14 protein-coding genes are annotated in these 14,331 nt (G+C 32.7%); 5 read left to right on the top strand and 9 right to left on the bottom strand.

What is annotated here, in order from left to right; genetic code table 11:
* Positions 1-73: 73 nt before the first annotated feature.
* The 4 genes from dapE to CHLWT_RS02950 all read right to left on the bottom strand — a co-directional run bounded on the left by dapE (position 74) and on the right by CHLWT_RS02950 (position 5,895).
* On the bottom strand, positions 74-1,168 hold the full coding sequence (gene dapE / locus CHLWT_RS02965) for a succinyl-diaminopimelate desuccinylase (RefSeq protein ID WP_111999934.1): 1,095 nt from the start codon (positions 1,166-1,168) through the stop codon (positions 74-76).
* 3 nt (positions 1,169-1,171) lie between these two features.
* Positions 1,172-1,771 (bottom strand): LysE family translocator, encoded by a 600-nt coding sequence (locus CHLWT_RS02960; RefSeq protein WP_111999935.1) that lies wholly within the window; start codon positions 1,769-1,771, stop codon positions 1,172-1,174.
* A 9-nt stretch (positions 1,772-1,780) separates the two neighbouring features.
* Positions 1,781-3,631, bottom strand: a complete 1,851-nt coding sequence (locus tag CHLWT_RS02955; RefSeq protein ID WP_170253200.1) for an EAL domain-containing protein — start codon at positions 3,629-3,631, stop codon at positions 1,781-1,783.
* 62 nt (positions 3,632-3,693) lie between these two features.
* Entirely contained in the window at positions 3,694-5,895 is a 2,202-nt protein-coding gene (locus CHLWT_RS02950; RefSeq protein WP_111999937.1) for an endonuclease MutS2, read from the bottom strand.
* Positions 5,896-6,098: 203 nt separating this feature from the next.
* On the opposite strand from CHLWT_RS02950, the gene CHLWT_RS02945 reads away from it, so the two are divergent.
* The 5 genes from CHLWT_RS02945 to CHLWT_RS02925 are packed head-to-tail and all read left to right on the top strand — an operon-like array spanning position 6,099 to position 10,102.
* On the top strand, positions 6,099-6,629 hold the full coding sequence (locus CHLWT_RS02945; RefSeq protein WP_111999938.1) for an OsmC family protein: 531 nt from the start codon (positions 6,099-6,101) through the stop codon (positions 6,627-6,629).
* 26 nt (positions 6,630-6,655) lie between these two features.
* Positions 6,656-7,711, top strand: coding sequence for an acyl-CoA dehydrogenase family protein (locus tag CHLWT_RS02940; RefSeq protein ID WP_111970517.1), 1,056 nt, complete (start codon positions 6,656-6,658; stop codon positions 7,709-7,711).
* Between the two features lie 12 nt (positions 7,712-7,723).
* A complete protein-coding gene (locus tag CHLWT_RS02935) occupies positions 7,724-8,641 on the top strand; it encodes an ABC transporter substrate-binding protein (RefSeq protein ID WP_111999939.1) in 918 nt (305 codons plus the stop codon).
* A complete protein-coding gene (locus CHLWT_RS02930) occupies positions 8,638-9,372 on the top strand; it encodes an ABC transporter permease (protein ID WP_111968671.1) in 735 nt (244 codons plus the stop codon). The genes CHLWT_RS02935 and CHLWT_RS02930 overlap by 4 nt, the downstream gene beginning before the upstream one ends.
* The gene (locus CHLWT_RS02925) at positions 9,359-10,102 is read left to right on the top strand and encodes an ABC transporter ATP-binding protein (protein WP_063999007.1); all 744 of its coding nucleotides are present in this window, start codon (positions 9,359-9,361) and stop codon (positions 10,100-10,102) included. Before CHLWT_RS02930 ends, CHLWT_RS02925 begins: the two co-directional genes overlap by 14 nt.
* A 40-nt stretch (positions 10,103-10,142) precedes the next feature.
* Here CHLWT_RS02925 and CHLWT_RS02920 read toward each other — a convergent pair whose 3' ends face one another.
* From CHLWT_RS02920 to CHLWT_RS02900, 5 genes are all read right to left on the bottom strand, one after another.
* Positions 10,143-10,484 (bottom strand): hypothetical protein, encoded by a 342-nt coding sequence (locus tag CHLWT_RS02920; protein WP_111999940.1) that lies wholly within the window; start codon positions 10,482-10,484, stop codon positions 10,143-10,145.
* Position 10,485: 1 nt separating this feature from the next.
* Complete coding sequence (gene murC, locus CHLWT_RS02915) at positions 10,486-11,781, bottom strand: UDP-N-acetylmuramate--L-alanine ligase (protein WP_063998485.1); 1,296 nt, start codon at positions 11,779-11,781, stop codon at positions 10,486-10,488.
* Between the two features lie 61 nt (positions 11,782-11,842).
* Positions 11,843-12,316 carry a DUF4149 domain-containing protein gene (locus tag CHLWT_RS02910; protein WP_111995569.1) on the bottom strand — a complete coding sequence of 158 codons (474 nt, stop codon included), beginning with the start codon at positions 12,314-12,316 and terminating at the stop codon, positions 11,843-11,845.
* A gap of 8 nt (positions 12,317-12,324) precedes the next feature.
* Positions 12,325-13,125, bottom strand: coding sequence for a peptide chain release factor N(5)-glutamine methyltransferase (gene prmC, locus CHLWT_RS02905; RefSeq protein WP_111999941.1), 801 nt, complete (start codon positions 13,123-13,125; stop codon positions 12,325-12,327).
* The gene (locus tag CHLWT_RS02900; protein WP_111999942.1) at positions 13,112-14,311 is read right to left on the bottom strand and encodes a M48 family metallopeptidase; all 1,200 of its coding nucleotides are present in this window, start codon (positions 14,309-14,311) and stop codon (positions 13,112-13,114) included. Before CHLWT_RS02900 ends, prmC begins: the two co-directional genes overlap by 14 nt.
* Positions 14,312-14,331 lie beyond the last annotated feature (20 nt).

The raw sequence follows: 14,331 nt of genomic DNA, 5'->3' as shown, positions 1-14,331 counted from the left end.
GCTCCTAAAATTTTGTTAGATAGTATATATAAAACTTTATTAAATTAATTTGAAAAAAATAACGAAAACTGGCTTAAAAGGTTTGTATTAGATTTGAAAATACTTCATACAAACGCTGCACTTCATCTACACTCACGCGTTCATTTGCTGCGTGAATTCTATCATTTACGACACCAAACTCAACTACTGGGATACCAAACGCAGCAAAATACCTTGCATCGCTTGTGCCACCTGCCGTGCTTAGAGCCGGTTTTATGCCACAGATCTTATAGATACTATCTGATAAAGAAGTTACTATTTTCGAATTTTCGTCTGTCAAAAATGGTTTTGAACTCTGTTTTAAATTTAAAACAAAATCAAACCCATGAAAAATATGTTCAGTATATTTTTTGACATCTTCGTAGCTAGTTTGATCTGAATTTCTTACATTAAACATTATTTTTATGCTACCAGGAGTAACATTTGTAACTTCCATACCACCCCTAATATCTGTTATGACTATTTTACTCTCTTCAAAATACTTACTTCCACTATCTAGATTAAAACCTGCAAAATCAGCTAAAACTGAAGCTACTTGATGAGCTGGGTTTATACATTTTTGCGGATATGCCACGTGACCTTGCACACCTTTTACTACGACAACTCCATTTATAGAGCCTCTACGTCCTACTTTAAGAGAGTCGCCCATAATTTTTTCACAAGTAGGCTCTGCAACTATCGCAAAATCAGGAAGCCTATCTTTTTGCTTTAAATATTTTAAAGCCTCAAAAGTACCAAAAATAGCGTCGCCTTCTTCATCGCTAGTGAGTATCACGCTAAGAGTTCCATCAAATTTAGTAGCGTCTTTACATGCACATAAAAAAGCTGCAACTCCACTTTTCATATCTTGGGCGCCCCTTGCGTATATAAAACCATCTTTTAGCTCAGGCTCAAAAGGATCGCTATCCCAACCTTCTCCAGCTGGAACAACGTCTATATGCCCTGCAAAACACAGATGAGCACCACTTCCAAATTTTTTTGTCAAAATGAGATTTTTTACGCCACTTGCTTCTACAAACTCTGCAGAAAAGTCATCCATAAACATATCTATATAATTCATAGCTCCATCATCATCATGAGTTATACTTTTAAACCTTAAAAGTTCTTGAAGTACCTCTATAACTTCCATAATTTAGCCTTTAAAAAATGTATTATAAATAAGCATAAAAGCAAAAACGACCATAAGTAGCGCAGAAACATAAGCAAATATCTTTGCCGTAGTTTGAGATATAAAACGCTTTGACTTACTAACGACCAAAGGTAATCCTAAAATCCAAAGCCCGATAGATATGATAAGTCCGCTAAGACTCATAAGAGCGTTACTTGAACTAGCCGCAAAACTAGAAACCGATATCCAAAATCCTATAATATATGGATTTACTAAATTTAAAAGCACACCTTTAGCATAACAAGATAAAAACGAATTTTCTTTTAAATTTGGTTCCTTAGCTACAAGCAAATCAGCACTCTTATAAGTCAAGTACGCAATGTATAATAAAAATAAAAAACCAAATATAGAGAGTAAATTTAAAAACATCGGTTGATTTAAAAATTTAAGCAGACCAAAACTCATAAGCAGCATATAAAATATATCCACGCTCATCGCTCCTAAACCAACTCCCACGCCAAGTGCGTATCTCTTTAGAGAATATGACATAATAAGTATATTTACAGGACCAATTGGAACTGCCGCACCAAAACCAAGAAGTAAGCCTTGGATAAAAGACTCCATATTTAACCTTTAAATATTTTTTATAAAACCATCTTTTGGATCGCTTAGATAAAATCCTTGAAACTCATCTACTCCAAGAGCAACACATATATCAAATACCTCTTTAGAATGTACAAACTCAGCTATAGTTTTTATACCGAGCTTCTTTGCAAAGTCGACTATAGCACCAGCCATAGCATATGAATCTTTGTCTTTATCTATATTTTTGATGATAGATCCATCTATCTTTATATAATCGGGTTTTAGCTTTAGTATATATGAAAAATTACTATATCCGCTACCAAAGTCGTCTATAGCTATCCTTACACCCATTTTTCTAGCTTTATCCAAAAAGCTATTTACTCTTTGAAAGTCTGTTATATTTTCATCTTCTAATATCTCAAAAATAAGTCTATCTGATATCTGTAGCTTACGAATCATATCCATCAAAAATAGACTCACATCGTCATTAGTCATATCTGCCATGCTTAAATTTATAGATATAGTCACATCTGGGTTTTCTTTTAAGTCTATTAAACTTTTTTCTATAAGTATTTTTTCTATTTCATTATAACACTTGATATCTTTTGAATCTTTTAGAAAATTTCCTGGAAGTATTATGCCTCCATTGTCGCTCTTTATCCTGACTAAAGTTTCATATTTAACTATATTTTTATCCTTGTCAAAGATAGGCTGATAGTACGAAACTACTTTATTATTTAAAATCGCGTTTTGTATAAGAGAGTAATTTTCTATCTTTGATTTGTATTTATGCTTATTGTTTATATTGTCAAAATAGCACAACAAATTCTTACGCAAAATAGATGCTTCATTTAAAGCTATAAGAGCTTTGTTTAATGTATCTTCTTTTTCTATACAAAATCCTATAGTACAGCGTACTTCCACGCAGATACGCTCATCTTTATCTACTTCTATGCTACATATTTTAAAACTATCTATCATATCTTTTGCTATACGTTCATAATCTTCAAAAAACAGATCGCTATCCCCACATACAGCAAACTGACTATCTGATATCTTATATGCTTTCATATTTCTTTGCTCTGAAAAATCCCTCAATAGATCTGAAAATATAATCAACACTTTGTTGAAAATCTCATTTCCGTAATAACTAAGTGTATTTATATAATCATCTATTTCGATTACAAAAATTTTAGGATTTTCCATAGTTTTGATCTCATTTTCCAAAGCTAGCCTGTTTGGTAAATTTGTTATATGATCGCTATTTAATAACCTAGATAATTTTTTGTTTTCATTATGTACAGACTCTATGTAGTTTTGCTTTTCAATCCACTTTTTCTTATCTTTTTTAAATTTATATATCAAAGCAAGCATCAAAATAAAGCTAAATATAAAAGTAATTGCCATATTTGCAAAAAACCACGACATAAAATCTTTTACCACAAATTCATTATCTTCTACAGATGCATTAAATTTATATCCTACAAAAAGATTGTTGCTTATCTCATCAAAATGCAAGATATCAACTCTGTTATTTAACAAAAACTTTTCTTTATAAAAGCCGTTTTCAAAAAACATTTTATTTGTTTCGATCTCATTTAGTGGTAATTTTACATTTTTGTTGCTAAATATATAAGATATGGTCTTATTTTCATCAAATTTAACTATCCAGCCATCTACTTGAAGATGGTTAAACAGCTCGGTGATTTTGCTTTTGCTGATATTTTGATCTTTCAACGATGATTTTAGCATACTCATCATAATCTCAGAATCCATTTTATTGCTTCTATTGTTATCAAAATTATAAGCGGTTTCAAATTTCACAATAAAAATAACGATATTTATAATAAGAAATATCAAGAATGCGTAAATAACCGGATGTTTAACTACTCTAACCATCATTAACCTTTTTTAAATTTTTATATTTTATCATAAAAATAACTCTACTTAATGATTTAATTTTATAATTTCACTACTTTACTACCAAAACCACCCTCGCTTGGTGCCCCATCTCTAAATGCTTTAACACTTGGGTGGGATTTTAAAAACTCTTTTACGGCATACGCTAGCTTGCCTGTGCCGATACCATGCTTTATTAAAACCTCATCAAATCCAGCTATCAAAGCATCTGAGATAAATTTATCTAATCTATCTATAGCCTCTTCGCCCCTGAGTCCGTGAAGATCTAAAACCACACTTGCACTCACCGGACGAGATACTTTTACGCTTATATTTTTCTTTGTTAAATTTGGAATGTTTCCACTTCTTTTTAAAAGAGTTATAGGAACTCTTAGTTTCATTCCATCGCTTAAGATAGTAGCTTCATTTTTATTTAGACTAAGCACTTCGCCTTTTATCTTTTCGTATTTTACTTTATCGCCTATTTTTAGCTCCAAAGGCTCTATTAAATTTTGCGGTTTTTCTATCTTAGTAACTAGCTCATTTGCCTTATTTATACTTCTTTGCTTCTCTTTTGTGTCTGTTAGGCTTACTCCTCTTTTTGCTTCATTTATAGCTTTATAATACTCAAACTCTAGCTTAGAAACAGCTCTTTTTAAGTCTTCATCTACTTTTTCTTTTTGATCTTTTAAACTTTGTAAAAGCGAGTTTAGCTTCTCTTCTTTTAAATTTACTTCATTTAGCTTGACTTTTAACTCCATTTCTAAATTTATAGCCTTGCTTATGGCTTCATTTAAATTTTCTTTATCTTCGCCGTAAGTTTTTTTAGCTAAAGCTACTAAATTTGATGGTATTCCGTAACGAACAGCTGTTTCAAAAGCGTAAGATTTGCCTATAATTCCAGCTAAAAACTCATACTTTGGTCTTGAGTTTGCTTCATCATAAAGTGCGGCTAAAAGCTCCACTTCGCTATTTTTAGCAAGTAGCATAGCAAGTCGTTTGTGGTGAGTGGTTATAACCATTTTTATATCATTTTCTAAAAGTTTGTCTATGATCGCACTATAAAGACTGGCCGCTTCTTCAAAGTCTGTTCCTAACTCTATCTCATCAACTCCGATTAGCAAAGATTTTTTACCAAAGATTTTAGAAAAATGCAGCATTCTACCTGCAAACGTAGATATATCGTTCTTTGCATTTTGCGGATCTTCTATGATAGCATCAAACTCTTTAAATGTGCCTATATGGCTACACTGCGAGTTTATACTCATAGGAAGAAGGTATTTTGAGAGCAGAGCTGCACTTAGTATGCTTTTTAATAGCATACTTTTTCCGCCGGCATTCACGCCTGTTATAAGCAGAACTTTGCCTTTAAAACTCACGCTAATTCGTTTAGGATTTTTAAGTGCAGGATGAGCAAAATCCTTTAAAATGATATCTTTACTACTATCACTAAGAACAAAATCCAAATCACCTAATTTTGCCATTGAAGCTCTTGCCATAAGAGCATCGATATGATCAAAAGCAGAGTTTATAAATTTTAAAAACATAAGATTTTTATGAAATACAGAACTTATATTTTTAGAGTATTCATATAGAATTTCATCTTTTTTATCAAGCAGATCGCGCTGCTCACTTTTTAATTTTGAGATACTTGCAGGCAATACGTAAAAATATCCACCACTACTTCTAGCTATCACGCTACCTTTTAAAACGTGGTTAAATCCACCGCGTACCAAAAGAGCTTCATTATCATTTATAAAGTGAATTTGAGTATCGACAAGATATGGAGCGATACTTTTTGTATAAATAAGCCTTTTTAGCTCGGCGTTTATCTCATCTTTTTTGTTTTTAAAAGATAAATTTATAGCACTCAGCCTATCATCTACGCTATCTTTAAATTCGCCATTTTCATCAAAATAATCACAAATTCCAGATACCAAAACAGGAATGTCTATCTTATCAAGATAGGCTTTCATCTTATTTTCAAATTTAAGCTTTTTTAAGTACAAAAAATAACGAATAATCTTAACAAATTCGTAAATTTCGCTGATATGTAAAATAGCTTGTTTGCTTAGTCTTGCTAGAGCATCGTCTAAATTTATCACGCTTGGCGGATATCTTAGTTCTATATTTGAGATTTCAGATAGTTTTTCATAATTGACCTTGCTATCACCACTAATAAAAAGCGGTTTAGGTCTAGCCAAAAGTGAGTTAAATTTATCCAAATATTCATTTAGATCAAGTTTTCTAAATAGTTCTTCCATAAAAAATTATAAATACACTTTCAAAATTAAATTTGTGGATTTTATCATAAAAATGCTTATGAAGCTTTTATTTTTGGATTATTTCAAAATTTATTTTAAATATATACTATATAAATAAATATTGACAAGTTATGATTTTATTGCTATAATCTCAACACAAAAAAGATAGTATATCTTTTAAATATATTAATAAAGGACTTAAAATGGCAAATTGTGCTATAAATTCTTGCACTAGACTAGATCCAATTGATAAAGCTGGTCTAGATGCTCTAATCAAAGCTGGAAAAGAAAATCCAGATGTTATCAAGACACTTAAGTGTCGCACAGTCGCAGAGGGAAAATTCCGCCATGCAAACTACATAAGAAATCTACCTGCATACATAGTAGATGAGCCACCAACACTTCTTGGAGAAGATACAGCTCCAAATCCTAGCGAAGCTGTTTTAGCTGCTCTTGGAAGTTGTATAGCAGTAGGAATCCACGCAAACGCAATCGCTCAAAATATAGTTATAACAAAGCTTGAGCTTGAGCTTGAGGGAGACCTGAATATAACTGCAGTTTGGGGAACTGGTGATCTAAGCGAAAAACCACTTGGATTTACAGATGTAAGGGTAAAAGTTGATCTACAAAGCAATGCAGACAAAGCTACAAATGATGCTCTTATCGCTCACGCGCTTAAGTATTCACCTGTTGCAAATACTCTGCTTAGAAATGTAAATTTAGAAGTTAAATAATTAAAAGTTAAATAAAAGGATAGAAAATGGCACTACAAAAATTAGCAGAATTAGCACACTCTATAGATAAAGATGGAATTTACCCAAAAGAGTTATTAAAACAGATAGCTCAAAATGGTGATTTCGCTGTTTTAAAAACTAGAAGCGATATATACAAAGCTATAGAAAATATAGCGAAAATTTCAAATATTTGTGGAACTAGTGGATTTTGCATGTGGTGCCAATTTGCGATTATCTACTACTTGATAAATAGCGATAATCAAGAGCTAAAAAACGAGCTATTACCAAAACTATATAGTGGTGAAATTCTAGGCGGAACGGCTCTGTCTAATCCTATGAAGGCCTTTGCTGGGATTGAGAAAAATCATCTCAAAGCACACAAAACTGATGGCGGATATATCATAAATGGCAATCTACCATGGGTATCAAATATCACTGAAGATAGCGTATTTGGCGCTATAGCCTTAGATGAAGATGATAAGCCTGTAATGGGCGTAATAAGAGTTTGCAAAAATGCTACTTTAAAATCAAATATCAAATACGCCACACTTGAGGGCTCAGCTACAAAAAGCGTGGCTATAAAAGATTATTTTTTAGCTAGTAGCGATATTTTAGCCACAAATATCTATGAGTATCTAATCAAAATAACTCCTGGATTTATACTCTTACAAACAGGCATAGCAGCTGGCATCATACAAGCAGCCTTAGATGAGATAGAAAAATCAAACAAAACTCACGCTGATATAAACTCATATCTAAATATAAATTTAGATGAGTTAAAAAGCGAATTTAACAGTCTTTTAAATGAGATTAAGCTTATATCAGAAAATATCGAAAACATAGAGCCAATTAGGGTTTTAAAAGCTAGGTTAAATGGCTCACTGCTAACTCAAAAGGTCACGAGTGCTGCGGTGTTGTTTTGTGGTACTAAGGGATATTTTGAGAAGTCTCATGTAGCAAGACTCCAAAGAGAGGGCAATTTCGTCCTTATAGTAACTCCTAGCATAAAGCACCTTTTAAAAGAGATAGCTCAAGTAGAAGCTGGGCGTGGCTGCATAAAATCATGGCGAGAAAAATTATAAAAAGGATAAGATATGAATAGAAGATATGCGCTTGGATTTTTAGCTGGTTTTTTAGCTCTTAGTGCGACTAAGAGTGTGGCAAATTCTAAATTTAAAAAAGGTATTAAGATAGGATATCTGCCGATTTGCGATCATTTGATTATAATCGCTAAAGATATCTTTAGTAGTGATGAGTTTGATATTGTTCCTATTAAATTTGCTAATTGGGCGGATTTGAGCGAGGCTCTAAGGGCTAAAGCAGTTGATGGAGCGTTTTTATTAGCTCCGCTTGGGCTTATGCTAAGAGGTAGTGGCACAGATATCAAAGCCATTATGGCCGCACACAAAAACGGCTCATCTTTGGTGGTAAATAACAGCATTAAAACAATCAATGAATTAGAAGGCAAAAATATAGCAATTCCATCTAGATTTTCTAGCCACTACTATATCTTACACAAGCTTTTAAGCAAGCATAATATAAAAGTAAATTTAGTAGATATGGCACCTACTGAGATGCCTTTTGCCTTGCTAACAAATAGAATTGATGGATATATCGTTGCTGAGCCTTTTGGTCAGCTTGGCGTCCAAAGGGGAGCTAGAAATTTGATATTAAGCAAAGATATCACGCCTAATCACATCTGCTGCTTACTAAACTATTCTAGCGAGCTAGCCAACTCACCAGTTGCGGCTCAACTTACAAATGCCTTTAAAATGGCAGCTAATTTCATAGAGAAAAATCACAAAGAAGCCTCTATAATAGGCTCCAAAATCCTAGCTCAAGATGCTAATATCATCAACAAAATTGTAGAAGATAAGATAGTATCATATGATGATTTAAGCGTCAAAAAAGATGATTTAATAGCATTAAAAGAGTTTTTGATATCTCAAAATTTAGCAAATGATGGGCTAAAAAATTTAGATATCGATAGCTATTTGGTGGAGCAAAAATGAGATATTTTTATCAAATTTTAGTTTTGGTTTTGCTACTCATTTTATGGCATTTCTCTAGCTCTGCTTTGATACCATCACCAGCTAAAACCTTAGAAGCTTATGAGCAAATCATAGCTAATAATAGCCTTCAAATAGGCATTATAGACTCACTATATCGATATATTTTGGGGTTAATATTTGGTGTGATTTTTGGTGTTTTTGTTGGCTTTATATTTGGGTTTAATCCCAAATTTGCTAGCGCCTTTGATCCGCTATTTAACCTTTTACGCCCTATTTCGCCTATAGCGTGGGTTCCTATTGTTTTAATAATATTTGGTATTGGCGATTTGCCAACTATATTTATCATAGCTTATTCTGTATTTTTTCCTATGGTTTTGCTCTCTACAAAAGCTATTAGAGAGGTCCCAAGTGAGCTAATCATCGTAGCAAAAAACTTTGGCGCATCAAGGTGGCAAATCTTAAAAAGCGTGATATTTCCATCTAGCTTTTTATCTTTGATATCTAGCCTTAGACTAGCTGCAGCCCTAGCTTGGATAAATTTAGTTGTTGGCGAGATGCTAGGGGCTCAAACTGGGCTTGGATATATCATCATAGATAGCAGAAATCAGCTTAGAATCGATATCCTAATAGCCACTATCATAACTATCGGTGTGATAGGTATGATTATCAACGCTCTATTTGGCTATATAGAAAAAGTAGTATCAAGGAAGTATGGCTATGATAGAAATTAGTAATTTAAAAAAATCTTTTAAGGATATTTGTGTTTTACACGATATAAATTTGCGTGTTGAAAATGGTGAGTTTTGCGTTCTTTTAGGGGCTAGTGGAAGTGGCAAAAGCACGATTTTAAAGATATTAAGCTCACTTGAGAGTTTTGATAGCGGTAGCATTAAATTTGATAATTCTGAGTTCAAAAATAAAATCCCAAACTCTAAAGAGCGTCAAATCATAACACAACATTACTCACTAATGCCGTGGCTAAACGCAGAAGACAATATCAAATTTGCTTTAAAATGCTCTGGAATAAAAGATAAAAATAAGCTTGAAAATATATCAAAAAAATATCTTAGCTTAGTCGGACTTGATAGCATATCTAAAAAATACCCCCACTCACTAAGTGGCGGTCAATGCCAAAGAGTGGCGATAGCTAGGGCTTTAGCTCTTGATCCGCAAGTGCTATTTTTAGATGAGCCTTTTAGTGCTTTAGACCCAGTTGTTAGAGCAAATTTACAAACTGAGCTTAAAGGACTAACTAAAAATAAGCAAGTTATATTTGTCACTCACGATATAGATGAAGCGCTGTTTTTAGGATATAAAATAGTAGTTTTACATAATGGAAAGATAATAAAAGAGATCAAAAATCCTAAATTTCAGCCAAACTCCGCAAAATACTTCGAGATAAAAGCAGAAATCTTTAGACTCATAAGCGGTGAAAACGATAATATAGAATACGTGATATAAATGTCAAATAGAGTAAATTTGGTATTTTATAAAATTTACTCTATTTATCCATACACTTTTCTATAGGGATTATTACTGCGTTTAGGTTGTCAAATTCTCTCTTTGCTACAAAACTTTGCGTTCCATACTCATAGTTAAAATGTTTTTTATCGACCTCATATCCACTACAAGTCACAGTTTTGCCCTGCATAAATTCTTCTAAAATTCTATTTATACCTTCTTCTTTATTTTGCATACCTTCATTGTAAAAAAAGACTATCAAAAACAGAGCCATAGCGCCGACTAAAATAATAATTTTAGATTTTAAATTTAACTTTTCATTACCCACAGCAAATAACAAAATAACGAATAATAAAAGTATCAAAAATAAAACTATACGCAAATCAAGCTCCTCTTAATTGATAAGTAATATCTCCAGCCCCAAAGCCTATGACTAGACCGCTACTAAGCTTGTGTTTTACACCAAAACTATCAAAAAATTCGATAGTTTCGCCATCTCTTTTTACAAAATCTGCAAAAACCGCATTTTCAAATTCATCTTTTAAAACTATATCATTTGGCTCTTCTCCAGCACTATAAACAGGCAAGACGACGAGCTCATCTACATCTTTAAAACATTCTTTAAAGCCATCTAAATTTGCTTTTAAACGAGTATAGCGATGTGGTTGAAATATAGCAGTTATCTTTTCTAGCCCCAAGAGTTTCGCATACTCTTTTGCACTTTTTAACGTAGCTTTTATCTCTGTTGGGTGATGTCCATAGTCGTCTATGAGAGCAAATTTTTCATTTGCCACCAAAATGTCAAATCTCTTTTTTATGCCTTTAAATTTCTTCAAATTTACTCTAATCGTTTCAAGCCCAACTTCTGAGTTTGCTGCTAAAATAGCAAGACTAGCATCGATCGCTATATGCTCGCCCATACCAAAGGCTTCGAATTTGCCAAGCCCTTTTAGGTTGAAACTCGTATATGGCTCATAGTTTCTAAGCACCATTTTAAGGTCGGTTATGTCGCTTTTATATAGTTTTATGCAGTCCATTTTAAGTGAATTTAAAAACTCATCATCAGCATTTATAACTCTAACCTTAGCTCTTTCTAAAAATCCCTTATAAGCAGCATGAAATTTATCAAGATCAAAATCATAATGCTCCATATGTTCAGGCTCAGCGTTAGTCACTACTGCAAGATATGGGTTTGAGTTTAGAAAACTGCTGTCGCTCTCATCGGCTTCAAATATCACGTTTTCACTCTGTTCGTATTTCATATTTGAGCCAAACTGTTTGCTTATCGCACCTATTATCACGCTTCCATCTAAAAGTGTGCAAAGCATGGCAGAAGTAGTGCTCTTACCATGAGCACCAGCCACTGCAAATACTCTTTTACCCTCAAGGATAAAAGGAAGTGCCTCTTTTCTAGATAGACACTTTATACCTTTTTTTCTAGCTTCTATGAGCTCTACATTGTCGCTCTTTATGGCCGCACTATAAACTACGAAATCTGGATCTTCTATAGCACTAATGCAGTGTGGAACAGTGATCTTCATACCACTCTGTCTTAACTCTTTAGTCGTATTACTCTCTTTAATATCAGAACCGCTTATGATAAAATCTTTCTCTTTCAAAAATCTAGCAATCGCAGATATTCCTATACCTCCGATACCTATAAAATGAACTTTTTTCATTACAAGCCTTATAAAAATTTTTTCATAACACTAAACTAATTTGACTTAACTTTTTAAATTTTCAACTTCTAGCGCGCACGAAAAATAATATAGTTTGAGCTATAATCATAATTTTCATAACTATTTCACTAGCTTTATGTATTCTCGCAAAGTCGTTTGTAGCAGTTGCCAACTCACCTAAACTTTGAGCATTGACAATATATGGCGTGAAATAAAAAGCAAATGAGCTAGCAAGCCCTAAAACTATAAAGCTAAGCATAAATGCACTAAATTTAAAATTAAAACTATCTTCTTTGTTTTTTATCAAATTTATAAGCTCGTAGATTATGGATACTAGACAAACAGCGATCAAGAGCGTGTTATATTTCAAAAATACCTGAGTCATAAGCTGACCGCTTTGAAATAAACTCAAAACGCCCTCACCTATGTATTTTGCAGGAAAAAACAGCACAGGAGCCAAAAAAGCACCTATAGATATCTCAACGCCGATTATCAAAGCCAACAAAAACAGATAACTATTTTTTAAATTTCTCATTATATTTCCTAACTTTTATTTAAATTTTTTGCTACAAAACCACGATCAAATCCGGCAAGATCTTTATAAAACTCATAGCTAAACCCAGCTTTTTCTAGCTCTAAAGATAGACTTTGTTTTTGATCATAGCCTATCTCACAAAGTAAAAATTTAGCTCTATTCTTTGCAAGATTTATGATATCTTTTAGTATTTCATCACCATTTTTTCCGCCAAACAAAGCCTCTCTTGGCTCACTCAAAACCCACTTATCTAATTTATAGTCTTGCTTTATATATGGAGGATTTGATACTAAAATATCAAAATCACCATTTATCCCATCAAGTAAAGAAGTGTGATAAAGCTCAATATCCACGTCAAATTTAGATATATTTTTCTTAGCCCAAAAAAGTGCTAAATCGCTGATGTCGCTAGCTACAAATTTAGCCTTTTTTAGTCTTAGAGCCAAACTTATACTTATGATACCGCTTCCCACGCCTATCTCGCAGATCTTAGGATTATCAAATTTTTTAGCGATCTCAAGCGATTTTTGTACTAAAACTTCAGTCTCAAATCTAGGTATTAAAACGCCTTTGCCTACGTAAAACTCACTATCTAAAAACTCACAAATGCCAGTTATATACTCAAAAGGCTCACCGTTTTCATATCTAGAAACAATATCAAAAAAACCTTGCTCGTCTTCTAGCTGAGCTTCTTGGTTTAAAAATATCCATTCTTTGCTAGTTTTTAGATGATAACAGAGCAATTTATTTGCAAGATTTGCGCTATCAAGTCTATCTTTTGCACGTTTTAGCGCGTCAGTTATTTTCAAGCTTAGTTATCCTTTCATAAAGACTAGGATGTGAGTGATAAACAAAGCTATAAAACGGATGAGATAATGGAAAAGCTTTATTTTCATTGCCGAGTTTTTTAAGTGCTGAGATCATATCTTCTTTGGTTGAGTTGTTTGAGCCAAACTCATCAGCGCCAAACTCATGAGATCTTGAATATGCCGAAATTATCGGCTCGAAAAATGCAGAAACTACCGGAGAGTAAAGCAGTAAAAATATAAAAAAGCTTCCGCCATCACCATTTAATCCAAGAGAGTTATAAACAGAACTTGGTATATTGCCAAAAATAGCAAAAATAATAAATAATAAAACAAACATCAAAGCTATATTTTTTAGTAAATCTTTATGCTTAAAATGTCCAAGCTCATGCCCAAGAACAGCTATAATCTCATTTTTACTAAGCTTTTGCACAAGAGTGTCAAAAAGCACAACTCTTTTTGTAGCCCCAAGTCCGCCAAAATAAGCATTTAGTCTTTTATCTCTTTTACTAGCATCTATCACAAAAACACCGCTACTTTTAAAACCGCATTTATTAAGAAGAGAGTTTATAGCGCTATTTAATTCATCATTATTTAAAGGTGACATTTTGTTAAAAAGTGGAGCTATAATGGTAGGATATATCAAATTTATCAGTAAAATTATAGTAAAACTAAGCCCGAAAGCCCATATCCACCAAGCCTTTCCAAGCCACTCAAAACAAAGAAGTATCGCCCATACTACAAGCGAGCCAAACACAAAAGTCAAAGCAAAGGTTTTTAATGTATCAAGCAAAAAAATATTTGGAGTGGTATTTGAAAAACCAAGTTTTTTATCCTTTACAAAAGTCTTATATATGCCAAAAGGAAGCTCAAGGACTAAAGAGATAAGCAAAAAAGCTACTACTAAAAGTGTATTTTGCAAAATCGTATCATCTTTTACTATTAAATTTTGCAAAAAAGATGCACCAAAAACCGACCATAAAATAAGCAAGACACAAGAATATAAATTTGATACTATGCTAAATTTCTCATTTATTATAGCTACATTTGCGGCTTTTTCATAACCAACTTGTTCTAGTATTACTGCTGGTTTTTTGGCAGCTTGTTTTACAAAATTTATTTGTAAAAAACTTAGATAAATTTTATATATAGTATAAATTATATAAATACCGATTAAAAAAAATAGCATTAAATCCCTTTAAATTTTGA

The sequence above is a fragment of the Campylobacter hyointestinalis subsp. lawsonii genome (genome assembly GCF_013372165.1).
Taxonomy (GTDB): Bacteria; Campylobacterota; Campylobacteria; order Campylobacterales; family Campylobacteraceae; genus Campylobacter; species Campylobacter lawsonii.
The sequence above is the reverse complement of the archived record's forward strand: the minus strand, read 5'-3'. Positions and strand labels throughout refer to the sequence as shown.

Coding starts and splice junctions, on each gene's coding strand:
- murC (WP_063998485.1), bottom strand. CDS start 11,781: ATGAAAAAAGTTCATTTTATAGGTATCGGAGGTATAGGAATATCTGCG.
- CHLWT_RS02940 (WP_111970517.1), top strand. CDS start 6,656: ATGGCACTACAAAAATTAGCAGAATTAGCACACTCTATAGATAAAGAT.
- CHLWT_RS02950 (WP_111999937.1), bottom strand. CDS start 5,895: ATGGAAGAACTATTTAGAAAACTTGATCTAAATGAATATTTGGATAAA.
- CHLWT_RS02910 (WP_111995569.1), bottom strand. CDS start 12,316: ATGAGAAATTTAAAAAATAGTTATCTGTTTTTGTTGGCTTTGATAATC.
- CHLWT_RS02900 (WP_111999942.1), bottom strand. CDS start 14,311: ATGCTATTTTTTTTAATCGGTATTTATATAATTTATACTATATATAAA.
- dapE (WP_111999934.1), bottom strand. CDS start 1,168: ATGGAAGTTATAGAGGTACTTCAAGAACTTTTAAGGTTTAAAAGTATA.
- CHLWT_RS02955 (WP_170253200.1), bottom strand. CDS start 3,631: ATGGTTAGAGTAGTTAAACATCCGGTTATTTACGCATTCTTGATATTT.
- CHLWT_RS02935 (WP_111999939.1), top strand. CDS start 7,724: ATGAATAGAAGATATGCGCTTGGATTTTTAGCTGGTTTTTTAGCTCTT.
- CHLWT_RS02925 (WP_063999007.1), top strand. CDS start 9,359: ATGATAGAAATTAGTAATTTAAAAAAATCTTTTAAGGATATTTGTGTT.
- CHLWT_RS02930 (WP_111968671.1), top strand. CDS start 8,638: ATGAGATATTTTTATCAAATTTTAGTTTTGGTTTTGCTACTCATTTTA.
- CHLWT_RS02945 (WP_111999938.1), top strand. CDS start 6,099: ATGGCAAATTGTGCTATAAATTCTTGCACTAGACTAGATCCAATTGAT.
- CHLWT_RS02960 (WP_111999935.1), bottom strand. CDS start 1,771: ATGGAGTCTTTTATCCAAGGCTTACTTCTTGGTTTTGGTGCGGCAGTT.